This is a genomic window from Cellulomonas cellasea (genome assembly GCF_006538745.1).
GTDB classification, from domain to species: domain Bacteria; phylum Actinomycetota; class Actinomycetes; order Actinomycetales; family Cellulomonadaceae; genus Cellulomonas_A; species Cellulomonas_A cellasea.
On sequence record NZ_BJLR01000030.1, the window covers coordinates 109,102 to 131,512 of the forward strand.

The window sequence follows — 22,411 nt, forward strand, 5'->3', positions numbered from 1 at the left end:
ACTCGAGCGTCCCGGAGTCACTGGCCCGGCCCTCGCGCGCGGTCCACGCTCGAGGTGCGGGCAGGTGCGCGGGCCCGCGGCGCCACCCCTCGACCCGCGCCGACCGGAGGAGACAGCGATGTCCGCACGAAGCACGACGGCCGAGCCGGGGCGCCCCGCGCCGCGCGCGTACCTCCCGCCGATGGGCCGGACGTGGCTGCTGCCCGTCTACGACCCGATGACCCGGCTCATGGGGGTCGAGCGGCTGCACCGGAGGCTGCTCGACCGGGCCGCCCTGCGTCCCGGCACGCGGGTGCTGGAGATCGGCTGCGGGACCGGCAACCTGCTGCTGCTCGCGCACCGGGTCACCCCGGGGGTCGTCACCTCAGGGATCGACCCGGACCGGGCCGCTCTCGCCCGGGCCGGGCGCAAGGCCCGCCGCCGCGGGGTCGACGTCCGGCTCGACCTCGGGTACGCCGACGCCCTGCCGCACCCGGACGCGAGCCTCGACGTCGTGCTCTCGTCGCTCATGCTCCACCACCTCCCGGAGGAGCAGAAGGCGCCGGCGTTCCGCGAGGTGCGCCGCGTGCTCCGCCCGGGCGGGCGGCTGCACCTGCTCGACATCGGCGGCGACCAGCACGGTCACGGGCTCCTCGGTCGTCGCGCGCACCGCGACGAGCACCTGCAGGGCAACCTCGACCCCGACGCGGTTCCGGCCCTGGTGCGCGGGTGCGGCTTCGACGTGGCACCGCCGACGCGGGTCGAGACCCGGCTGGGGTCGTTCCTGCTGGTGGACGCGGTGCGCTGACGCGGCCGCGCGGCGCACCGCCGCGTGGCGCACTGCGGCGCGGCGCGCCGCTGAGCCGCGCACTGCCGGGCGGCGCGCTACCCGGCGGCGGCCGGCTCCACGAGGTGCGGGCCGTCGTTGCGGACGTTGCCCACGGCCTTGCCGACCTCGCGCGGTTCGAGGTGCGGCTCGGGCAGCGCGGCGAGGATCGCGGCGACGTCGTCGAGGTCGGTCAGGTGCGGGTCGAGCCACGCGTCGACCTGGTCCGGGGTCACGAGGACCGGGCAGCGCTCGTGGATCTCCCCGAGCGTGTCGGTCGCGGCGCGGGTCGCGACGGTGGCGGTCCACAACCACTCGCCCTCGCGCTCGGGGTCCGGCCGCAGCTCGTAGAGGCCGGCGGCGGCGATCAGGTCACCGCCGGCGTGCAGGAAGAACGGGGTCTTGGTCCCGTCGGCGTTCTTGCGCCACTCGTAGAACCCGTCCATCGGGATCAGGCACCGCCGCTTCGCCGCGGCCCGCTTGAACGCGGGCTTCTCGGTGAGCGACTCGGAGCGCGCGTTGATCATGCGCGCCCCGACCTTGGTCACCTCGTCGTCCTTCGCCCACGCCGGCACCAGGCCCCACCGCACCCGCCGCAGCTGGCGGACGGGCTCGGCGTCCTCGGGGGCACCACGCGGGGTGCGCTCGAGCACGACGCGGATGTCCTGCTGCGGTGCGACGTTCCACGACGGCGGGGTCTCCTCGTCGACGATCTCCTGCACCGCGAGGGCGCCCGCGATGTCGGCGTCCCGGCGTGCGCTCGCATACCTCCCACACATGAAGCCCACCCTCCCGCAGCCTCGCCGCACCTGCGCGCCGAGGACGCCCGCACGCCACCGCGTGACGGACGCACGCGTGACCGGGGGCACCGTGGCCCCCGGTCACGCGTCCCTCAGCGGTCGAGCCAGGCCGACGTGAGCTGGTCGAGCCGGGAGTCCGCGCCGAGCTCCACGCCGTGCACGTCCGTGAGCGTCCCGACGACCGTCGTCAGCTCGTGGACCGGCACCTGCGCGTGGGTCGCGAGCAGCCGCTCCTGGACCTGCGCGACGACCTCGGTGCGGGCCGCCGGGTCGGCCACGGTGAGCTGCTCCTGCAGGAGCGCCTCGAGCTCGGGGTCGTCGACGCGGTAGTAGTTCGTCGCCGCCGAGGAGTACTGCGTCCGCAGCACGTCGCCGTCCGCGCGGCTGAGGTTGCCCCACGCCGCGTCGAACTGCCCGGCCTTGAGGCGTTCGGTGAACTCCGGCACCGTGCCGCTCCACAGGTTCACGCCGATGCCGACGTCCTTGAGCTGCTGCTGGATCAGCTCGAGCGACGTCTGGTTGGGCCCGAAGTTGGAGATCCAGACGACCTCGAGCTCGAGCGGCGCGCCGTCCTTCGCGAAGAGCCCGTCGCCCTCGCGCGCCCAGCCGGCGTCCTCGAGCACCTCGACGGCCGCGTCCGCATCCGTGGTGATGTCCTCGCTCAGGTCGACCGCGCCGGGCGTGGTGTGCGAGAGCACGCTCGTCGCGACGGCGAAGTCCTCGGTGAGCGCGGTGTCGCGCACCACGTCACGGTCGATCGCGAGCGAGACCGCCTCGCGCACCGCCGGGTCGGCGCCCAGCGTGCTCGCGCCGTTGAAGGACAGCCCGAAGACGATCCCCGGGTTGGCGCGCGTGACGAGCCCGAGCCCGGCGTCCCGCACCCCGGGGACGTCCGACGGCGCGATGCCGCCCGCCACGTCGACCTGCTCCGAGGTGAGGCTGCCCGTGCGGACGCCGGCCTCGGGCAGGACCTGGAACGTCACGCCCTCGAGGTGGGCCGCGCCGGTGTTCTCCCGGCCGTCCGGGCCCCACGCGTAGTCCTCGCGCGCGGTCAGCACCGTCTCGACGTCCTTGGCGTAGTGGTCGAGCACGAACGGCCCGGACGCGACGACGGCCTCGCCCGACGCGCGGTCGGCGAACGGCACCGCGAACGTCGCCTCCCCGAGGATGCCGAGCGTGACCGACGACGCGGCCTGCGGGAACGCCGCGTTGGGGCGGCTGAAGCGCACCTCCACGGTGTGCTCGTCGACCGCGACGGACTGGTCGTAGCCGGCGAGCAGCGGTGCGGCCTGGCTCAGCGCGCCCGCCGCGATCGCGTCGTCGAACGTGCTCTTGACGCTCTGGGCCGTCAGCGGGGTGCCGTCGGAGAACGTCACGTCGTCGCGCAACGTGAACGTGAACGACGTCGCGTCGGCGTTCGCGGTCCACCCCGTCGCGAGCCACGGGTGCAGCGTGCCGTCCGCGGGGTCCTGCCAGAGCAGCGAGTCGACGAGCTGACGCGTGACGTACCAGGTGTCGTTGCCCGAGCCGGTGCCGGACGGGTTGAGGGAGATGGGGTCGTTGCCGATCGCGAAGGTCAGCTCGCCGCCCGCGACGGGCTCACCGGACGAGCTCGGGGTCGTGGCCGGGTCGGCGGCCTGCGAGCCGCACGCCGCGAGCGCGAGGGCGAGCGCGGGGACGGCAAAGGCGGCGAGCACCCGGGGGCGGGTAGAGAAGGACGGTGCGTGCATCAGGGGGCTCCAACGGTGCGAGGGGTGGGGGTGGGGGTGGGGGTTCGGAGTTCGGGTCAGCGGCCCAACGCGGGGGGCACCGGGCCGCACGGACACGTCACGGGGCGCTCCCCACGGAGGCCGAGGCGGCGGCGGCCGCGGCGAGCGCGCGCCGGCCCGGGACCGCACCGAGCAGCTCGGCCGTGTACGGGTGCTCGGGTGCGGTGAGCACCCGCTCGACCGGCCCCTGCTCGACGGCCACGCCGCGCCGCATCACCACGACGTCGTGCGCGACCTGCCGCACGACCGCGAGGTCGTGGGAGATGAACAGGTAGCTGACCCCGAGCCGGGTCTGGAGGTCGGTCAGCAGGTCGAGGACCTGGGCCTGCACCGAGACGTCGAGCGCCGAGACGGGCTCGTCGAGCACCATCGCGGCGGGCTCGAGCGCGAGCGCCCGGGCGATCGCCACGCGCTGGCGCTGGCCGCCCGAGAGCTCCGCGGCGCGGCGGCCGAGGGCGGACGCGGGCAGCGCGACGAGGTCGAGCAGCTCGGCGGCGCGGTCCCGCCGGGTGCGCCGCGTGCCCTCGCGCGCGACCCGCAGCGGGTCCGTGACGAGCTGCTCGACCGACCAGCCCGGGTTCAGCGACGCGTACGGGTTCTGGTAGACGACCTGGACCCGGCGCCGGGCCTCGCGCAGCGCGCGGCCCCGGGCGCGCGTCACGTCGGCGCCGTCCACGAGCACCTGGCCGGACGTGGGATCGGCGAGGCGCACGGCGAGGCGCGCGGTCGTCGACTTCCCGGACCCTGACTCGCCGACGAGCGCGACGGTCTGGCCCGGCAGCACGCGGAAGCCGAGGCCGTCGACCGCCCGCAGCGTCCCGCCGCCCGCGGCGCGGGAGAGGGCGAAGTCCTTGACGAGGTCGCGGACCTCGAGGACCGGGACGGAGGCGGAGGTGGCGGTGTCCGACGCGGCCCGGGCCGGTCGGGCGTCGGTGCGGGACGACCCGACCGGCGGACCGTCGGCGGACGACGCGTCAGCGAGGCGCGCGTCGGCCGGTGCGGCCTCGCCCGGGGCGGGTCGCAGCGCGTGCGCGCGCGACGTCCGCAGGCTCGGCGCCGCGGCGAGCAGCGCCTGCGTGTACGGGTGCCGCGGCCGGCCCAGCACCTCGTCGGGCGTCCCCGCCTCGACGACGACCCCCTGCGACATCACGACGATCTGCTGGGCACGGTCGGCCGCGACGCCGAGGTCGTGCGTGACGAGCAGCACGCCGGTCCCCGTCTCGGTCGTGACGTGCTCGAGGTGGTCGAGGATCTGGCGCTGCACGGTCACGTCGAGCGCGCTCGTCGGCTCGTCGGCGACGAGGAGACCGGGGCCGGCGACCATCGCGATCGCGATGAGCACCCGCTGCCGCATCCCGCCCGAGAGCTCGTGCGGGTACTGCTGCGCGCGCACCTCGGGGTCCGGAAGGCCGGCGCGGCGCAGGGCCTCGACCGCCTCGACGCGCGCGGTGCGGCGGTCGGCGAGCCCGTGCACGCGCAGCACCTCGGCGACCTGCTCGCCCACGCGCACGACCGGGTTGAGCGAGACCGTCGGGTCCTGCGGGACGAAGCCCACGCGGAGCCCCCGCAGCGCACGCAGCTCGCGGCGCGGTGCCGTGAGCAGGTCCCGGCCGTCGAGCTCGACACGGCCCGCGGTGACGTGCGCCGCAGGTGCGAGCAGCCCCACGACCGCGTGCGCGGTGGTCGACTTCCCCGAGCCGGACTCGCCGACGAGCGCGACGGTCTGGCCCGCCTCGACCGTGAGCGAGACGCCCCGGACGGCGTGCACGGGGCCCCGGCGCGTCCGGTACTCGACCGCGAGGTCGACGACGCGCAGCAGCGGCGGGCTCACCGGGGCGGACGCCTGGCCGCTCACCGGTGCGCCCCGAACCGTGCGTCGAGCGCGCGCGAGAGCGTGTTCGCCGACAGGACGCTGAGCGCGATCGTCAGGCCCGGGAGCGTCGTCAGCCACCACGCGGTGCGCAGGTAGTCGCGCCCGCCCGCGACGAGCGCACCCCACTCGGGCGCCGGCGGCGGCTCCCCGAAGCCGAGGAAGCTGAGCGCGGAGATCGCGAGCACCGCTCCCCCGAGCTCGAGCGCCGCGAGCGCGACGACCGGTCCGGACGCGTTCGGCAGCACGTGCCGCAGCAGCACCCCGGCCGGGCGCGCGCCGTAGGAGTACGCCGCCTCGACGTACGCGGAGCCGCGCACGCGCAGCACCTCGGAGCGCATCACCCGGGCGATCGACGCGACGCTCGCGAGCCCGACGGCGATCGCGACGTTGACCGTCCCGAACCCGAGCGCCGCGACGACCGAGAGCGACAGCAGCAGGCTCGGGATCGCGAGCAGGACGTCGACCCCGCGCATGAGCACGTCGTCGACGACGCGGCCGGCGGTCCCCGCGACGAGCCCGAGCAGCGAGCCGAGCACGAGCGCCAGCGCGACGGCGACGACCGCGCCGCGCAGCGTCAGCCCGGTGCCGTGCACGACGCGGGTGAACAGGTCGCGGCCGAGCTGGTCGGTGCCGAACCAGTGCGCGCCGGACGGGCCCGTGAGCTTCTCGGCCGGGACGCCGTCGAGCGGGTCCCCCGGGGCGAGCACCGCGGGAGCGAACGCCGCGACGGCGAGGACGACGAGCCAGAGCACCGCGAGCACGAGGCCCGGGCGGCGCAGGGGCGCCAGCGACGCTGCGCCCAGGGGCACGACGAGCGCGCGGAGCGCCCGGCGGGCGCGGGTGGCTGCGGTCTGGGTGGACTCGGTCCGGTCGGACGCGGACTGGCCGGGCACGGCGGCACCGGACGCTGTCGGGTCGGACGCGGCGAGGCCCGGCACTCTCGGGTCCGCCGGGCTCGGGTCGGCGGCGGCGGCCGTCGCGTCGGCGGCGACGGGTGCCCCCGGCGGGCGGGTCTGGGTCCAGGTCATGGCGGTCACGCTCCTGCGGGTGCGGCGGAGAGGAGCTCGGCCGGTCGGTCGGGGGCGGGCACGCGGGCCGCGCGGCGCGCGGTCGTAGGCAGCCGGGGGTCGAGGACCGGGTGGACGAGGTCGACGACGAGGTTGACGGCGACGAAGACGACCGCGGCGAGCAGCACGATGCCCTGCACCACGGGGAGGTCCTGCGCACCGACCGACGTCGCGGTGAGCCGCCCGAGCCCGGCGCGCGAGAACACGGTCTCGGTCACGACGGCGCCCGAGAGCAGCCCGCCGACGACGAGCCCGGTCATGGTCAGCGCGGGCAGCGCGGCGTTGCGCAGCACGTGCCCGAGGTGCACGCGCGTCGGTCCGGCGCCCTTGGCCCACGCGGTGTCGACGAACGGCTCGCGCAGCGTCCGGCGCAGGCTCGCGGACAGCACCTGGGCGACGACGGCACCGGTCGGTAGCGCGAGCGTCAGCGCCGGCAGCACGAGCGAGGCCGGTCCCTTCTGCCCCACGGCCGGGAACAGGGGGAACGTGAACGAGAAGAGCTGCACGAGCGCGAGCCCGAACCAGAACGACGGGACCGCGACGCCGAGGGGCGGCAGGGCGAGCAGCAGACCCGCGAGCACGCGGTGGCGGGTCGCGTGCGCCCCGACGGCCAGCCCGCCGCCGACGACGAGCGCGACGAGGAGCCCCGCGGCGGCGATCTGGACGGTCGGCCCGACGGCCTCGCCGAGCAGCTCGGTGACCGGCCGCCCGGTCGCGACCGACCGCCCGAGGTCGCCGGTCAGCACCTGCCCGAGGCGGTGCACGTACTGGGCGGGCAGCGGTCGGTCGAAGCCGTACTCGGCGCGCACCGCGTCGAGCTGCTCCGGTGTGACGTCCGAGCTGTCGCCGCCGACGAGCGCCGAGACGGGGTCGCCCGGCAGCGCGAAGAGCACGAGGAACGACACGGTGTAGGCGGCCCACAGCACGCCGAGCGCCTGCGCGACGCGCACGGCGAGGTACCGCGTCACCGGTCGGCCCGGGGGACGCGGGCGCCCGAGGTCGGGCGCGGGTGGGCAGGACGCGAGGACATGAGGGCTCCCTGGGTGCAGGCGGGGACGGCCGGGCCGGGTGCGCGCGAGCGGCGCGGGGCGCGCGGGGTCGCGCGCCGACGTCAGGACGTCAGCGACAACAGGGGGCGGCGTGGTGGACGACGGGTCGACGCGTCGCGTCGTGCAGTGCCCGCATGCCACGCCTCCCGCTCGTGCCCGGCCGCAGCCGGGGACCGTGCTTGCGCCGGAGGGACCGGCGCCGGGTCGTCACCTGGAGCACCCCGCCGCACGGAGGGTTGCTGTCCGGCAAGCCAGGGCTCGTGAACCGGATCTCGTGACCGGGGAGAGAAATACCAGGCCGGCGCCCCGGCGCTATGGCTTCGGCCGAACTTCTCACCCAATGAGACGCGGCACGCGCCATCTCGCGTGCCGCGACGGCGCGCCGCGCCGCTCGTCTCACTCAGTGAGAACTTCCGCACGACCCGCTGGCTTGCCGCGAACGGGTTGCTATACCTCCGCCGAGGTCACGAGCACCAGCACGCAGGCCCGGCTCGCTGGTCGGCAACCCCCAGTCACGGCGGGGTGCCCCGGGACAGACCTGGCTCACCCCGCGGGGCAGAGCAAGCGTGATCCACCGAACGAGGAGCCCCCGATGTGCCTGACGTCCCCGACCCCGCCGGCCGCTCACCCGCTCGTGGCGGTCGCTCCGTGAGCGGGCGCTCGCTCGACCAGCTCGAGCGCCTGCTCGTGCAGCAGGACGAGCCGCAGCTCTCGCCCGAGCAGTACAAGGCCGTGTTCCGCCGGCACCCCGCCGGCGTCGCCGTGATCGCCTTCCAGGGCCCCGCCGGGCCGGTGGGCTTCACCGCGACGTCGGTGATCTCGGTCTCGGCCGCGCCGCCGCTGCTCGCGTTCTCCCTCGCCTCGACGTCGTCCTCGTGGCCCGCCCTGCGCGACGCCACGACTCTCGCCGTGAGCTTCCTCTCGGACGCCCAGGACGACGTGTCCGCGCGGTTCGCGACGAGCGGGGTCGACCGGTTCGCCGACGGCGGCTGGCGCGCGCTCGCGACCGGCGAGCCGGTGATCGACGGCGCGGTCTCCTGGGTCCGTGGGCGCGTGCTCCAGCGGACCCCGGTCGGCGACAGCTACCTCGTCGCGCTGCGGGCGCTCGAGCACGGGACGGACGCCGACGCGTCGGCGCTCGTCTACCACGACCGCGCGTACCACCGGCTCGGGGACCACACCGCGATCTGAGCCCCGCACCGGCCCTGCCCGCGTTTCCCGTCCGGGACGAGGGCAGGGCCGACGCGTGCGCCCGCGCCCCGGCCGGCCCGGCTCTCGCGCTGGCGGGGACGACGACGCCGGGTGCCGCCCGAGGACGGCACCCGGCGTCGTCGACGTGCCGGCCGCCCGCCTCAGGCGGCCCCGACGGGCGTGCGGGTCACGGCGGTGAAGCCCGCCGCGCGCCGGTCGTCGCGCTCGGTCCACAGGTCGGTCGACACCTCGGCCTGCACGACCGGGACGACCTCCTCGGCGAAGCGCCGCAGGACGTCCTCCTGGTGGTGGGGCTCCAGGAGGTGGTTGATCGACACCGACTGCAGGTCGTGCCCGAAGCTCGCGTGGTAGTCGAGGATCTTCTCGACGACGCGCTCGGGCGACCCGACGAGCGCGGGCCCCCGCTCGACGGCCTCCTCGATCGTGCGGAAGCTCGTGACCTTCCCGACGGCCCCGGGCTCGTGCCGGCGCAGGTCGGCACGCGCGACCATGCCCTCGTAGATCGGGCGGAACTGCTCGATGGCCTGCTCGGTCGTGTCGGCGAGGAACAGCCCGCCCGAGCCCGAGCCGACGTACGCGTGCGCGGGGTCGTGGCCGCGCGCGGCGTACTGCTCGCGGTACCGGTCGATGAGCACGCCGTAGTTCTCGCGCGGCTGGAGGGCGTTCGCGCTCACGATCGGGTCGCCCCACCGCGCCGCGAGGTCCACGGCGAACTGCGACGTCGCCGAGCCGTGCCAGATCCGGAACGGACCGGCGAACGGCCGCGGGAGCGTCGTCGCGCGCTCGAGGTCGGGGCGGTGGCGCCCGGACCAGCTGACCTCCTCCTGGCTCAGCAGCAGGCGCAGGAGCTCGTAGTTCTCCTCGAGGTACTCGTACTGCTTGGTGATGTCGAGGCCGAGCAACGGGTACTGGAGCGTCTCGTTGCCCTTGCCGATGACGATCTCGAGGCGTCCCCGGCTGAGCTGGTCGACGGTCGCGAGGTCCTCCGCGACGCGCACGGGGTCGAGGAGCGAGAGCACCGTGACGCCGGTGCTGAGCAGGATCCGCGACGTCCGGGCGGCGATCGCGCCGAGGATCACGGTCGGCGCCGAGGACAGCACGTCGCCCGCGTGCCGCTCGCCGACGGCGAACGAGTCGAGCCCGACCTCCTCGGCGAGCACGGCGGTCTCGACGACGCGCGCGAGGCGGTCCGCGGGCGGCACCGCCTCGCCGGTCACGGGGTGCGGGGGGTTGAAGACGATGTCGAGCAGCTGGAAACGCACGGGGCCTCCTTCGCCGGCGGCCGGGTCAGCGGGTCGCCGACGCGAGCACGCCGTCGTCGGACCCGTCGGTGCGGCCGGCGGGCTCGCCGTCGGCGTCGCCGGCAGCGCCGTCGTCGGAGGTCCGCGGGTCCGGGGTGGCCGCGGCCGCGGCGGCGTCCCGGGCGGCGACCCCCTCGCGCACGAGCGGGATGACGTGCGCGCCGAAGTCGGCGGCGTCGTCGAGCAGGTCGTAGCCGCGCGCCGAGATCACGCGCACGCCCAGGTCGTAGTAGGCGAGCAGCGCCTGCGCGACGGTCTCGGGCGTCCCGACGAGCGCGTTGGAGTTGCCGGCTCCCCCGGTGACCCGCGCGGTCGCCGTCCACAGCGCGGTGTCGAACCGGTCGCCCTGCGCGGCGATCTCGAGGAGCCGCTGCGACCCGGCGTTCTCGGGCGCGGCGCCGGGCGTCCGCCGGCCGGGCAGACCGCCGCTGTCGAGGCGCGCCTCGATGCGGCCGAGGATCTGCTCCGCCTTCTCCCACGCCTGCTCCTCGGTCGGCGCGATGATCGGCCGGAACGCCGCGTGGATGCGCGGCGGGGTCGCGCGGCCCGCGGCGGCGGACTCCCGGTGGATGCGCGCGATCTGCTCAGCCGTGCGGTCGAGCGGCTCGCCCCAGACCGCGAAGATGTCCGCCTCCGCGGCGCCGACCCGGTAGGCCGCGTCCGACGATCCGCCGAACGAGATCGTCGGCGTGCGGCCATCGAACGGGGTGACGTCGAGCGCGAAGTCGCGGAACGTGTAGAACTCGCCGTCGTGGTCGAACGGCTCGCGGCTCGCCCACGCCTTCTTCACGACCCGGATGTACTCGCGGGTGCGGGCGTACCGCTCGTCCTTGGTGAGCGTGTCGCCCTCGCGCTGCTGCTCGTGGTCGGAGCCGCCGGTGATGAAGTGCACCGAGAACCGGCCGTGCGAGAGCTGGTCGAGCGTCGCGAACGACTTGGCGGCGTACGTGGGGTAGGAGACGTTCGGGCGGTGCGCGAGCAGCAGCTCGATCGACTCGGTCCGGGCCGCGACGTAGGCCGCGAGCGCGGCGGGCTCCGGTCCGCTGGACCCGTAGGCGAAGAGCACGCGGGTCCAGCCGTTGTCCTCGTGCGCGCGCACGAGGCGCTCGAGGTAGTCGGTGTCGAAGGGTGCGGTCGTGCGGGCGGCGGCCTCGGAGGCGTCGCTGGTCGTGGCGATGCCGAGGAACTCGACGGGCATGGGGGTCTCCTGACGGGTCGGGCGGGGACGGGCGGGGATGCGGGCTGGAGGGTTGGGGCGTGGGGGGTGTGCGGGACGGTCGGGGCTCAGCGCGCGAACGCGTCCGCGACCGCGGGCGCACCGGCCGAGAGCCCCCACGCACCCGCGAGCAGCTCGAAGGACCGCACGGTGTCGCGCTTGTCGTGCGTGACGGTGGTGACGAGCAGCTCGTCGGCGCCGGTGACGCGCTGGAGCGTGTCGAGCCGCTCGACGACGGTGTCCGGGCCGCCGACGACGCGCGTGTCGACCCGGTCCCGCACGAGCGCGCGCGTCGCGTCGTCGAGCTCGTGCCACGGCGCCGTCGTGCCCGGGCGCGGGTAGGCGACCGCCCCGGAGCCGCTCGTGCGGATCGAGCGCACCCAGGCCGGGAACGGCTCCGCGAGCCGCTGCGCGTGCGCGTCGTCGGCCGCCACGAGCACGTCGGCGGAGACGAGGACGTACGGCGCGGGGAGCACCCCGGGCCGGAACGCCGCCCGGTACGCCGCGACGGTCTCGAGCGTCGAGGACGGGCTCACGTGGTAGTTGGCGGCGAGCGGCAGCCCGAGCTCGCCCGCGACGCGCGCGCTCTCCCCGGGGCTCGATGCGAGGACCCACAGGTCGAACGCGGCACCCTCGGCGGGCGGGCTCACGTAGGGGGTGCCGTCGGCGTCGCGGTACGTCCCGGCGCGCAGCCCGAGCACGAGCTCGAGCTCGTCGCGCAGCGAGGCGGGCGCCCGGCTCGCGCCGATCACGCGCTTCTGCGCGAGGAGGCGCTCGCGGAACGCGGAGTCGTTCAGGTCGACCGGCGGCGGCGCGGGGACGGGCAGGCCGTCGACGACGCGCGCCTCGACGGGCGGACGCGGCGGCGGGGGCGGCGCGGTGCCGTCCGCGGGCGGCGGGCTGAACGCGCGCCCGACGCCGAGGTCGACCCGTCCCGGGTGCAGCGCGGCGACGGAGCCGAACTGCTCGGCCGCGACGAGCGGGCTGGTGGTGCTGAGCAGGATGGCGCCCGAGCCGACGCGCAGCCGACGTGTGCGGTCCGCGGCGAGCGCGGCCAGCACCGCGGGGGCGGCGGACGCGACGCCCGGCGCCAGGTGGTGCTCGGCGAACCAGAGCCGGTGGTAGCCGAGCGCGTCCGCGGCGACCGCGAGGTCGATGCTCGCGCGGATCGCGTGCTGGCCGGTCGAGCCCTCGCTCACGGTCGCGAGGTCGAGGATCGACAGCGGCACCCGCCGCGCGCCGGACGACGTGCGGGTGCCCCCCGGTGCACCGGCGGGTGCGGCCGTGGGTGCCGTCGGGGTGGCCGTGGGTGCCGTCGGGGCGGCGGTCGTGCTGGTCATCGGTGGTCCTGTCGTCGCTGGTGCAGGGGTGCGCGGGCCGCGGCGCGCGGGCGCCGGCCGCTGGGGGGTGCGCCGCGGGCACCCGGTGGGCGGGTCACGTGCGCGCCGCCGCTGCGGGCTGCCCGGCCGGTGCGGGTCCCGCGGCGAGCCGCCCGAGCGCGAAGCGGGCCGGCGCTGCTCCGGGTGCCGAGCCCGGGTCCTCGCTCGCGAGGTCGGCGAGGACGCGGCCGACCGCGGGTGCGAACTTGAACCCGTGCCCCGAGAACCCCGCGGCGACCACGACGCGCCCGCGGCGGTCGAGCACGAAGTCGTGGTCCGGGGTCGTGGTGTACGTGCAGGAGATCGGGTCGAGCCGCTCGGGGTCGGCCCCGGGGACCCACCGCCGCACGTACTCCTGCAGCTGCGCGAGCTGCCGCGGCTCGGGGGTGAACGTCCGTCGGTCGGGGTCGGTCACCGGGCCGACGCCGTGGAAGCCGACCTTGACGCCGTCCTGCGGGCTGACGAGCCCGTAGGTCCCGCTCGGCCACGCGTGCGGGAGGGCGGGCTGGTGCGTGAACACCGGCCACGACGCGGCGTCGGCCGCGTCGGGTCGCAGCCCGAAGTGCGCGGGCTGCTCCTGCGTGACGACGAGCGGCGGCAGCCCGCCCGTGACGGCACCGGGCGCGAGCGCGGACGTCCACGCCCCGGCCGCGAGGACCACCGACCGGGCCCGCAGCACCCCGTCGGCGGTGTGCACGTCGACGCCGTCCCCGTGCTCCTCGACGCGGTGCACCGGGGTGCGGTGGCGGGCCACCGCACCCCGGGCCGTCGCCGCGCCGAGGAGCGCCGCGACGGCCCGGTCGGCGTGCAGCCGGCCGGCGGTCGCGGGCTCGTGCAGCACGTCGCCCTCGAACCGCAGGCCCGGCCAGCGCTCGGCCGCCTCGGCCGCGGGGACCCACGCGTGCGGCACGCCGCGGGCGGTGAACGCGTCGGCCACCGCCCGCAGCTCCGGTCCGCCCTGGCTCACGCCGCCCGTGAGAGTCAGCACCTCGCCGGGGACGCCGGCCTCGTCCTCGAGCTCGCGCCAGAGGCCGAGAGCCTCCCGCGCGAGGTCGAGGTACTCGGCGGCCGCGTACGTCGTGCGGTAGATGCGCGACGTGCCGTGCGACGCCCCGCGGGCGTGGCCCGGCTCGAAGCGCTCGACGAGCACGACCTCGCGACCGCGGCGGGCGAGCTGCCACGCGGCCGCGGCGCCCATCACGCCGCCGCCGACGACCACGTGGTCGACGCGGGTCGTCATCGCGCCGCCCGTCCGCTGAGGCCGGCGCCGGAGCCCGCGCCCGCGGCGAGGACCGCCGCACCCCGCCGCGAGGTCGCGCCCGCCCGGGTCATGACGTCTTCGGCAGGCCGGCCGGGTTGGTCTCCGACGTCGCGATGGCCTCGCCCTCGAGACCCCAGCGCTCGAGGACCTCGGTGTAGGTGCCGTCCTCGATCGCGTGGTTGAGCGCCGCGGTGAACGCGGGCGCCAGGTCGTTGCCCTTGAGCGTCGCGGCGGCGATCTGCGCGGTCGCGGGCCAGCCGCCGTTGAGCGTGCCGACCACCGTGAAGTCCTGCGGCGAGACCTTCGCCTTGTACGCCGCGGTGGCGTTCGGGCCGAACGACACGTCGATGCGCCCGCTCTGCAGCGCGAGGATCGTGTCGCCGTCGTTCTCGAAGTACTCGATCGTCGCCGGGTCGAGGCCCGCGGCCTGGTTCTCCTCGTCCCACGCGAGCAGGATCTTCTCCTGGTTGGTGCCCGAGCCGACGGCGACCGTCAGGCCGGCGACGTCCGCCGGCTCGTCGATCTCGGTGATCTCCTCGTTGCCGGTCTTGACGAGCCAGCCGAGCTCGTCGGTGCGGTAGGACGAGAAGTCGTACAGCTCCTTGCGCTCCTCGGTCACGGTCACGTTGGAGATGACCGCGTCGACGTCGCCCGACTGCAGGGCGAGCGGCCAGTCGGCCCACGCCTTGACCTCGAGCTCGAGCTCCTTGCCGAGCGCGTCCGCGACGAGCTGGGCGATGTCGGTCTCGTTGCCGATCGGCGTCTTCTCGTCGTCGGCGAGGAACGCGAGCGGCGCGACGTACGCACTGACCGCGACCGTGAGGGTCTCGGTGTCGCGGTACGCCGCGGGCAGCAGCGCGGTCGCCTCGGCGGACTCGGTCGTGCGGATGCGGTCCTGCTCGGGGCTCGTGTCGACCTCGAGGCCTGCCGCCTCGGCCGCGGCCTCCAGGTCGCTGCCTGCCTCGGCGTCGGCCTCGGCGCCCGACGCGCACGCCGCGAGCAGGGCGACGAGCGGGAGCGTGAGCGCGGCGGCGGCGAGCCGCGTGCGGCGGGCCGGGGTGGTGCGGGTCATGGCAGTGCCTTCCGTGGGGGTGGGGTGACGCGGGGGGTGCGTCGGGCGGTGCGGGGGTGGAGTGTCGGCGGCGCGGGTCAGAGGACCTTGTCGAGGAACGCGCGCGTACGGGGGTGCGTCGGGGCGTCGAGCACCTGCGCGGGCGGGCCCTGCTCGACGACGCGGCCGGCGTCCATGAACACGACGTGGTCGGCGATCCCGCGCGCGAAGCCGATCTCGTGCGTGACGACGAGCATCGTCGTGCCGGTGCGCGCGAGGTCCGCGATGACGTCGAGGACCTCGCCGACGAGCTCGGGGTCCAGCGCGGAGGTCGGTTCGTCGAAGAGCAGCACGCGGGGCCGGGTCGCGAGCGCCCGGGCGATCGCGACGCGCTGCTGCTGACCGCCCGAGAGCTGGCGCGGGCGGGCGTCGGCCTTGTCGGCGAGCCCGACGCGGGCGAGCAGGGCGCGCGCCTCGACCTCGACCTCGGCGCGCGGGCGGCCCTGCGCGGAGACGGGCGCCTCGACGAGGTTCTCGAGCACCGTGAGGTGCGGGAAGAGGTTGAACGACTGGAACACGAAGCCGATGCCCGTGCGCTGGCGCAGGACGTCCTTCTCCTTGAGCTCGCGCAGCGCGTCGCCCCGGCGCCGGTAGCCGATGATGTCGCCGTCGATCGCCACGAACCCGCGGTCGACGCGCTCGAGGTGGTTGATCACGCGCAGCAGGGTCGACTTGCCTGAGCCCGACGGGCCCAGGACGACGGTCACGGTGCCCGGCGCGAGGTCGAGGTCGATGCCCGCGAGCACCTCGAGCGTGCCGTAGCTCTTGTGCACGTCGTGGACCTCGATGCGCCCGACGCCGGTGCGGGTCGCGGGCAGGGCGGGTGCGGCGGTCATCCGTGGTCTCCGTGCGTCGGTGCGGTCGGGGTGGTGCGCGTGAGGTGGCCACGGGTGCCGGTGCCCCGGGCGAACCCGGGCGGGACGCTCGCCGGCACCGGGCGGCCGGTCGCGCGGGCGCCGAGCACCGCGAACGTCCAGCGCACGCGCTGCAGCGGCGTCGGGGGCAGGGTCCGCAGCGCGCCGCGGGCGTAGTACCGCTCGAGGTAGAACTGCGCGACCGTCAGCACCGTCGTGAGCACGAGGTACCAGATCGCCGCGACGAGCAGCAGCGGGACGACGCGCTGGTTGCGGCCGTAGATGACGCCGACGGTGTAGAACAGCTCCCCGTACGCGAGCACGTAGACCACCGAGGTGCCCTTGACCAGGCCGATGATCTCGTTGATCGAGGTCGGCACCACCGTGCGCATGGCCTGCGGGAGCACGATGCGCCACTGCTGGCGCGCCCGCGGGATGCCGAGCGACGCCGCGGCCTCGTGCTGGCCCTGGTCGACGCCGAGGATCCCCGCGCGGACGATCTCGGCCGAGTACGCCGCCTGGGAGAGCCCGAGCCCGAGCACCGCAGCGCCGAACTTGTCGATCACGTCGAGCGTCCCGACCTCGGCGAACGCCGGCCCGAACGGGATGCCGAACGACAGCGTCGGGTACAGGTAGGCCAGGTTGTACCAGAGCAGCAGCTGCAGGATCAGCGGCACCGAGCGGAACACCCAGACGTAGGACCACGCGACCGACTGCAGGAGCGGCGAGCGCGAGAGCCGCATGAGGGCGAGGACCGTGCCGAGCCCGAAGCCGACGACCGCCGCGGCGGCCGTGAGGCGCACGGTCCCCCACAGCCCGCCGAGCACCGACGGCCACGTGAGGTACTGCGCGACGACGTCCCACTCCCAGTGCTCGTTCGTCACGAGCGAGCTCACGACCATCGCGACGAGCACGGCGACGACGGCGGTGGCGACCCACCGCGCGGGGTGCCGGGCGGGCACGACGCGCAGGTCCGCGAACGACGTCGCCCCCGGTGCGGCCGCGCGCGCCCGACCGACGGCCGCGCCGCCCGTCGGGGGCGCGGCGTCGCCTGCCTGCGCCGGTCCGTCGGGGCGCAGCGGGGGCGGCGGCGCGAGCTGGCGCGACTCGTCCTGGGGCAGCGAGACGGTGCTCATGAGGTGACTCCCAGCCACTTCTCGAAGGGCAACGGTCCGGCCGGCTGGACGGCCGGGTCGAACAGGGGCGTGTAGCCGGTGTGCAGGTACAGCGCGGCGGCCTCGGGCTGCCGCGGTCCTGTCGTGAGGTAGACCCGCGCGTAACCGGCGCGCGCGGCACGCTCCTCGAGCTCGGCGAGGACGACGCGCGCGAGCCCCCGGCGGCGGTGCGCGCTCGCGGTCCAGATGCGCTTGAGCTCGGCCGTCGCGACCACGGGCGTGGCGTCCGCCGCGCGGGCGTCCGCCCGGGCCAGCCGGCCGGCGTCCCCGAGCTCGGGCTCGACGCGGCGGCGGAACGCGCCGCCGGCGACCGGGAGTCCGTCCTCGAGCACGAGGACGAGCTCGCCGTCCGGCGCCGCGAACTCGTGCGCCGGGTAGCGGGCCATCTCGGCGCGCAGCGCGTCGACCCCGAAGTGCTCGGCGTACCGCGTCGCGTACTCGTGCGCGAGCTCGTCGAGGAGGGGGCGCACGAGCGGGTCGTCGAGGAGCACCGACCGCACCTCGCGCACCGCTCCGGCGCTCGCCCCGCCGGTCGCCCCGGTGGGCCGGCCGGCTGCCGGTTCGCCGGGGACGCGCGCCGGGCGGGTCGTGGTCGCGGTCACCGGGCGGCCTCGGCGTGCGCGGCGCCCACGGCCCCGGCGACCACCCGGTGCGGCGCACGCTCCCCGACCTCGACCGCGTACGGCACGTGGTTGCCGGCGACGGGCGCCGGGCACGTGCCGTGGTCGCTGAACGCGAACGGCAGGTTGAGCAGCCGGTTCAGGTCGAGCCGCACGGTGGTCGCCGCGTCGGCCGGGCGCTCGACGTGCAGCACGCGCCACGGCGCGGTGCCGGGCGCCTCGTCGGTGAGCAGCAGCGTCGCGTCGGTGCCGCCGGGCGCGCCCGTGAGCCGCAGGGTCGTCACGGTGCCGCCGCGCACGAGGTCCACCTCGCCGACGAGCGTCACGTGGTGCACGAGCCGCGGCTGCGCGGCGCCGACGGTCACCGGCTGCGGCTCGTCGTACCAGCGCACGGGGGCGTCGAGGATCCAGGAGGCGTCGTACGGGAACGTCGCGACGCCGTCGAAGCCGAGCCGCGCGGGCGCCCAGGCGTCCCGCAGCCGCAGCGCGTCGCGCCCCGTCCGGCGCACGAGCTCGACCGCGACCTCGGCGGGCTCGCCCCGCGGGTCGTCGGCCGCGCGGCCGGCCGGGCGGAAGCGCGCGACGACCTGCGAGCCCCCCTCCTGGACCGCGAAGTCGGCGGTCCCGTCGAGCGCGTCGGCGGCGCCCGTCAGGACCAGCCCGTCCGCGCGCTGCGCGAGCAGGTGCACGTGGCCGGCCGGGTCGGTCCACCACGTGCCGGGGACCCCCTCGACGGCCGACGGCCGCGACGCGAGCCAGCGCAGGGCGACCGGGGTCAGCCAGCCGTGCGGCTCCGCGAGCGCCCGCTCGCGCTCAGCACGCCACCGGGTCCACGCGAGCGGGGCGCCGGGGCGCGGGTCGTCGGGGTCGGGGGGCGTGCCCGTCGTCGTGCCGGGTCGCGTCGTGGTGCTCGTCATGGGAGGTCCTCTCGGGGTGCGGTGGTGGTCAGCCGACGAGCGCCGCGGCGGCGCGCTCCGGGTCGGTCGCGCGCGGGCGGGTCGTGGCCGGGCGGGCGAGGCCGAGGTGGTCGCGCAGCGTCGGGCCGGCGTACTCGGTGCGGAACGAGCCGCGCTCCTGCAGCAGCGGGACGACCCGGTCGAGCACGTCGTCGAGCCCGCCGGGCGTCAGGTGCGGCACGAGGATGAAGCCGTCGCTCGCGTCGGCCTGCACGAAGCGGTCGAGCTCGTCCGCCACGTGCTGCGCGGTCCCGACGAACGACCCGCGCGACGTGACCTCGATGACGAGCTCGCGGATGGACCAGCCGTTCGCCGCCGCCCGCGCGCGCCACTCGGCCACGACGGGGCGGGGGTCCTTGACGTGCCGGACCCGCCCCCGCGTGATGCCGTCGGCCTGCGGGTCCGGCTCGACGTCCGGCAGCGGGCCCTCGGGGTCGTACGCGGTGAGGTCCGTGCCCCAGACCTGCTCGAGGAAGGCGATCGCGGTCGGCCCCGGCACCTGCTGGAGCCGGATCTCCCGCGCGCGCTCGCGGGCCTCGGCGTCGGTGTCCCCGAGCACGACGGTCGTCGCGGGCAGGATCTTGAGGGAACCCGCGGGGCGTCCCGCGGCCTCGAGGCGCGTGGCGACGTCCCGGTAGAACGCCTGTCCCGCCTCGAACGTCGAGTGCATCGAGAAGATGACGTCGGCGGTCCGGGCCGCGAAGTCCCGGCCCTCGGGCGAGTCGCCCGCCTGGAACAGCACCGGGTGGCCCTGCGGCCCGCGCGGCGTCGTGAACTCTCCGCGCACGTCGAAGTGGCGCCCGTGGTGCTCGACGGGGTGCACCGCGCCCGGGCGCAGGAACACGCCGGCCTCGGTGTCCGCGACCACCGCGTCGTCGTCCCACGAGTCCCACAGGGCCCGCGCGACCTCGACGAGCTCCGCGGCACGCTCGTAGCGCTCGGCGTAGGGCAGGAACCCGCCGCGCCGGAAGTTGGCGCCCGTGAACGCGTCCGGCGACGTCACGAGGTTCCACGCCGCACGGCCGCCCGAGAGGATGTCGAGCGTGGCGAACTGCCGCGCGAGCTCCCACGGCTCGTTGAAGGTCGTGCTGATCGTCCCCGCGAGCCCGAGCCGCTCGGTCACCGCCGCGAGCGCGGCCAGCACCGGCAGCGTGTCGGGTCGCCCGACGACGTCGAGGTCGTGGATGAGCCCCTTGTGCTCGCGCAGCCGCAGGCCCTCCGCGAGGAAGAAGAAGTCGAGCTTCGCCGCCTCGGCCCGCCGCGCGAGGTGCTCGAACGACGCGAAGTCGATCTGGCTGCCCGAGCGGGGGTCGGTCCAGACGGTCGTGCTGTTGACGCCCGGGAAGTGGATGCCGAGGTGGATCTGCTTGCGGGGCCCCTTCGTCATCGCGGTCACGCGATCGCAGCGGAGAAGCGGTTCGCGGGCCGGCGCAGGTTCAGCGTGTCGCGGAACGTCGTGCCGGGGTACGCGGAGCGGAAGAGCCCGCCGGCGCGCAGCCGCGGGACGACCTCGTCGACGATCTGGGCGACGTCGGTGTGCAGCGACGCGGGGCGCAGCGTGAAGCCGTCGGCCGCCCCGGTCTCGGTCCAGTCCTGCACGAGCTGGGCGAGCCCGCGGGCCGTGCCGACGTGCGCGAACGAGCCGGTCTCCCAGCGCGTGCCCTCGAGCGACTGGAGCAGGTCGAGGCGCGCCTGGGCGCTCGCCTCGTCGGGGCCGAGGACCACGAGCGCGTCGACGAGCACGCGCAGGGACCCGGGGTCGCGCCCGGCCTCGGCGGCGGCCGCGCGGACCTCGGCGCGCCGGGCGGCCGCGTCGGACTGGCTCGTGGCCCGGATGCGCACGACGTCGGCGTGCCGGGCGGCCAGCGCGAGGGAGGCGGGCGACTGCGCGCGCACGACGACCGGCGGCTGCCCCTGCGGCGAGCGCGGCGTGATCGACGGGCCCTTCACGGCGAAGTGGATGCCGTCGTGGTCGACGTAGTGCAGCTTGGAGCGGTCCACGAACCGGTGCGTCGCGACGTCGCGGATCTCGGCGTCGTCCTCCCAGCTGTCCCAGAGCCGGCGCACGATCTCGACCGCCTCGTCTGCCTCCGCGACCGCGTCGGCCTCGCTCTGCGCGGGCTTGCGTCCGAACGCCGCCGCGACCTCGTCGGTCGTGGACCAGCCGACCTGCCACGCCGCCCGGCCGCCGCTCGCGTGGTCGACCGTCTGGATCGCCTTCGAGACGTGGAACGGCTCGGTGTGCGTCGTGTCGACGGTCGCGACGAGCCCGATGCCGCGCGAGCGCGGTGCGAGTCGCGCGGCCACGAGCACCGCGTCGAGGCGTCCGCGCAGCGTCGTGTCGCGGCTCGGCTGGAGCGCGAACGCGTCGTCGAGCAGGACGAAGTCGAGCGCACCACGCTGGGCGGTCTCGACGAGCTCGACGAGCCGCTCGGGGTCGAACAGCCGGCGGGCCTCGGAGCCGACCGTGCGCCACGCGGCGGGGTGCGCGCCGGCGTCGGACAGGTCGAGCCCCAGGTGCACGGGCGGGTTCGCGGTGGGGTCGGGGCGAGGCATGGGCGTTCCGTTCTGCGGGTGCGGGCACGCCGGCGGGCACGCCGGTGGGGCGCGGACCGAGGGGCGTACGGGTCGACCGCTGAGCACGCGAGGGCGCGCGGTGGCACGTCGCGACGGGCAGCGAGGTGCCCGTGACGTGTCAGCGGGAGGGGTGCGGGCGGTCAGTGCCGCCCGGTCACGAGGAGAGCCGTGCTCAGACGAGCGCGCTGCGACAGCAGGTGAGCGCGCGGCTGCCACCCGGCGGACAACAGGACGTGCGCGGTCGCACGTCCGGTCCGGCGGCGGTGGGTCGCCCGCTCATCTCGTCGTCTCCTTCATCCGACCGGCACCGTGCCGGTCCGGTCGCGCATCGTTGCCGTGGGCGTCGCCGCTCACGACCAGGTCCTCACCCGGGGCACCCCGCCGTGCGGAGGGTTGCCGTCCAGCCAGCCGGGGCTACGCGCTGGAGCTCATGACCACCGCGGTCCGGGGACTGCGGTGCGGGGAAACTAGCACCGTCACGTGAGCGGTCAACTGTTTCGCGGAAATGCTCAGATGCTGGACGTCGTGTCCACGGCCGCGGGCACGGCGACGCGACCCCGGGCGCGTCGTGGCGTCCGGGGTCGCGGGGTCGTCCCAGTGCTCGTAGAAGGCTCGGAGCACGGCGTTCGCGTGCCGCACGGTCCGCGGTTGGTACCGGTCGTCCAGGTACTGCTTCGGGGTGACGGGGTTGACCGTTCCAGCCGTGGCGACGGACGACGTGCGTCCGTCCGCACCGGGCTTGACGGCCGACCGGAGCCACAGCGAGTACTCGCGCCCGTCGTCGGGAGTCGCCTTGTCCCACTCGACACGTACGGCGCTGAGCCAGCGCCACCACCGCAGGAGGTCGTAGGCGCAGCTGCGCACGCTCCCGGGGCGGTTCCCTCGGGAAGTGAACTCGATGAGGAAATGCTCAACGGGTTCTACGGGACGGCCTACAGCATCAACGACGAGCCACGGCGACGGGCCGGCCACGTTGATGACTGCGCCCCAACACGGGAGCGTCAGCGTTCGAAGGTCTCGTGCAGCCGAACCGTGCACCGGAGTCCTCCTCGAGCAGCCTGACCTGTCGAGAACGGTCTAGTGCCAGGGAGTTCGCGTCGGCGCTGCTGCGGCCGCGTGTCGCTGCTCAGTCCGGTCAACACCCCCAGCGCACGCGCCGCAGCTGGCGGACCGGCTCGGCGTCCTCGGGCGCACCACGCGGGGTGCGCTCGAGCACGACACAGATGTCCTGCTGCGGCGCGACGTTCCACGACGGCGCGGTCTCCTCGTCGACGATCTCCTGCACGGCCAGGGCGCCCGCGATGTCGGCGTCCCGGCGCGCGCTCGCGTACCTGCCACACATGCGACCACCCTCGCGCACGGGGCGGCGCTCCGCGCGTCGCGCAC

At 75.9% G+C, this 22,411-nt stretch carries 19 protein-coding genes and 3 riboswitches; of the genes, 2 read left to right on the top strand and 17 right to left on the bottom strand.

The window, feature by feature from the left end; translation table 11 throughout:
- The first annotated feature begins 118 nt into the window (after window positions 1–118).
- Complete coding sequence (locus tag CCE01nite_RS15830; RefSeq protein WP_034625150.1) at window positions 119–787, top strand: class I SAM-dependent methyltransferase; 669 nt, start codon at window positions 119–121, stop codon at window positions 785–787.
- Window positions 788–864: 77 nt separating this feature from the next.
- On the opposite strand, the gene CCE01nite_RS15835 is transcribed toward CCE01nite_RS15830, so the two are convergent.
- The 5 genes from CCE01nite_RS15835 to CCE01nite_RS15855 all read right to left on the bottom strand — a co-directional run bounded on the left by CCE01nite_RS15835 (window position 865) and on the right by CCE01nite_RS15855 (window position 7,282).
- Window positions 865–1,584: an SOS response-associated peptidase gene (locus CCE01nite_RS15835; RefSeq protein WP_034625197.1), complete on the bottom strand. Its 720-nt coding sequence runs from the start codon at window positions 1,582–1,584 to the stop codon at window positions 865–867.
- A gap of 113 nt (window positions 1,585–1,697) precedes the next feature.
- Window positions 1,698–3,302 carry an ABC transporter substrate-binding protein gene (locus tag CCE01nite_RS15840; RefSeq protein ID WP_034625154.1) on the bottom strand — a complete coding sequence of 535 codons (1,605 nt, stop codon included), beginning with the start codon at window positions 3,300–3,302 and terminating at the stop codon, window positions 1,698–1,700.
- 130 nt (window positions 3,303–3,432) lie between these two features.
- Window positions 3,433–5,229 (bottom strand): dipeptide ABC transporter ATP-binding protein, encoded by a 1,797-nt coding sequence (locus CCE01nite_RS15845; protein WP_084142458.1) that lies wholly within the window; start codon window positions 5,227–5,229, stop codon window positions 3,433–3,435.
- On the bottom strand, window positions 5,226–6,275 hold the full coding sequence (locus CCE01nite_RS15850) for an ABC transporter permease (RefSeq protein WP_084142462.1): 1,050 nt from the start codon (window positions 6,273–6,275) through the stop codon (window positions 5,226–5,228). Before CCE01nite_RS15850 ends, CCE01nite_RS15845 begins: the two co-directional genes overlap by 4 nt.
- 5 nt (window positions 6,276–6,280) lie before the next feature.
- Window positions 6,281–7,282 (bottom strand): ABC transporter permease, encoded by a 1,002-nt coding sequence (locus CCE01nite_RS15855; RefSeq protein WP_034625158.1) that lies wholly within the window; start codon window positions 7,280–7,282, stop codon window positions 6,281–6,283.
- Window positions 7,283–7,533: 251 nt separating this feature from the next.
- A riboswitch (SAM riboswitch) is annotated at window positions 7,534–7,643 on the bottom strand.
- Between the two features lie 182 nt (window positions 7,644–7,825).
- A riboswitch (SAM riboswitch) is annotated at window positions 7,826–7,936 on the top strand.
- 75 nt (window positions 7,937–8,011) lie between these two features.
- Between CCE01nite_RS15855 and CCE01nite_RS15860 the strand changes: the two genes are divergently transcribed.
- Complete coding sequence (locus CCE01nite_RS15860; RefSeq protein WP_034625161.1) at window positions 8,012–8,554, top strand: flavin reductase family protein; 543 nt, start codon at window positions 8,012–8,014, stop codon at window positions 8,552–8,554.
- A gap of 161 nt (window positions 8,555–8,715) precedes the next feature.
- Here CCE01nite_RS15860 and CCE01nite_RS15865 read toward each other — a convergent pair whose 3' ends face one another.
- From CCE01nite_RS15865 to CCE01nite_RS15920, 12 genes are all read right to left on the bottom strand, one after another.
- Complete coding sequence (locus CCE01nite_RS15865) at window positions 8,716–9,837, bottom strand: LLM class flavin-dependent oxidoreductase (protein WP_034625164.1); 1,122 nt, start codon at window positions 9,835–9,837, stop codon at window positions 8,716–8,718.
- Window positions 9,838–9,862: 25 nt separating this feature from the next.
- Window positions 9,863–11,074: an LLM class flavin-dependent oxidoreductase gene (locus CCE01nite_RS15870; RefSeq protein WP_084142459.1), complete on the bottom strand. Its 1,212-nt coding sequence runs from the start codon at window positions 11,072–11,074 to the stop codon at window positions 9,863–9,865.
- Window positions 11,075–11,160: 86 nt separating this feature from the next.
- Window positions 11,161–12,432 (bottom strand): LLM class flavin-dependent oxidoreductase, encoded by a 1,272-nt coding sequence (locus CCE01nite_RS15875; protein WP_084142460.1) that lies wholly within the window; start codon window positions 12,430–12,432, stop codon window positions 11,161–11,163.
- A gap of 94 nt (window positions 12,433–12,526) precedes the next feature.
- The gene (locus CCE01nite_RS15880; RefSeq protein ID WP_141372664.1) at window positions 12,527–13,711 is read right to left on the bottom strand and encodes an FAD-dependent oxidoreductase; all 1,185 of its coding nucleotides are present in this window, start codon (window positions 13,709–13,711) and stop codon (window positions 12,527–12,529) included.
- An 88-nt stretch (window positions 13,712–13,799) separates the two neighbouring features.
- Window positions 13,800–14,804: an ABC transporter substrate-binding protein gene (locus CCE01nite_RS15885; protein ID WP_034633920.1), complete on the bottom strand. Its 1,005-nt coding sequence runs from the start codon at window positions 14,802–14,804 to the stop codon at window positions 13,800–13,802.
- Window positions 14,805–14,881: 77 nt separating this feature from the next.
- On the bottom strand, window positions 14,882–15,679 hold the full coding sequence (locus CCE01nite_RS15890) for an amino acid ABC transporter ATP-binding protein (protein ID WP_052104388.1): 798 nt from the start codon (window positions 15,677–15,679) through the stop codon (window positions 14,882–14,884).
- On the bottom strand, window positions 15,676–16,833 hold the full coding sequence (locus CCE01nite_RS15895) for an amino acid ABC transporter permease (RefSeq protein ID WP_034633917.1): 1,158 nt from the start codon (window positions 16,831–16,833) through the stop codon (window positions 15,676–15,678). Before CCE01nite_RS15895 ends, CCE01nite_RS15890 begins: the two co-directional genes overlap by 4 nt.
- On the bottom strand, window positions 16,830–17,474 hold the full coding sequence (locus tag CCE01nite_RS15900) for a GNAT family N-acetyltransferase (protein ID WP_084142895.1): 645 nt from the start codon (window positions 17,472–17,474) through the stop codon (window positions 16,830–16,832). The genes CCE01nite_RS15895 and CCE01nite_RS15900 overlap by 4 nt, the downstream gene beginning before the upstream one ends.
- Entirely contained in the window at window positions 17,471–18,409 is a 939-nt protein-coding gene (locus tag CCE01nite_RS15905; protein ID WP_052104387.1) for a DUF1684 domain-containing protein, read from the bottom strand. The genes CCE01nite_RS15900 and CCE01nite_RS15905 overlap by 4 nt, the downstream gene beginning before the upstream one ends.
- Before the next feature lie 28 nt (window positions 18,410–18,437).
- Window positions 18,438–19,835 carry an NtaA/DmoA family FMN-dependent monooxygenase gene (locus CCE01nite_RS15910; protein ID WP_034633914.1) on the bottom strand — a complete coding sequence of 466 codons (1,398 nt, stop codon included), beginning with the start codon at window positions 19,833–19,835 and terminating at the stop codon, window positions 18,438–18,440.
- Between the two features lie 5 nt (window positions 19,836–19,840).
- The gene (locus CCE01nite_RS15915; RefSeq protein ID WP_034633912.1) at window positions 19,841–21,004 is read right to left on the bottom strand and encodes an LLM class flavin-dependent oxidoreductase; all 1,164 of its coding nucleotides are present in this window, start codon (window positions 21,002–21,004) and stop codon (window positions 19,841–19,843) included.
- Between the two features lie 346 nt (window positions 21,005–21,350).
- Window positions 21,351–21,461: riboswitch (SAM riboswitch) on the bottom strand.
- Window positions 21,462–22,160: 699 nt separating this feature from the next.
- Window positions 22,161–22,367 carry an SOS response-associated peptidase family protein gene (locus tag CCE01nite_RS15920; protein ID WP_084142897.1) on the bottom strand — a complete coding sequence of 69 codons (207 nt, stop codon included), beginning with the start codon at window positions 22,365–22,367 and terminating at the stop codon, window positions 22,161–22,163.
- Between the last annotated feature and the right edge of the window lie 44 nt (window positions 22,368–22,411).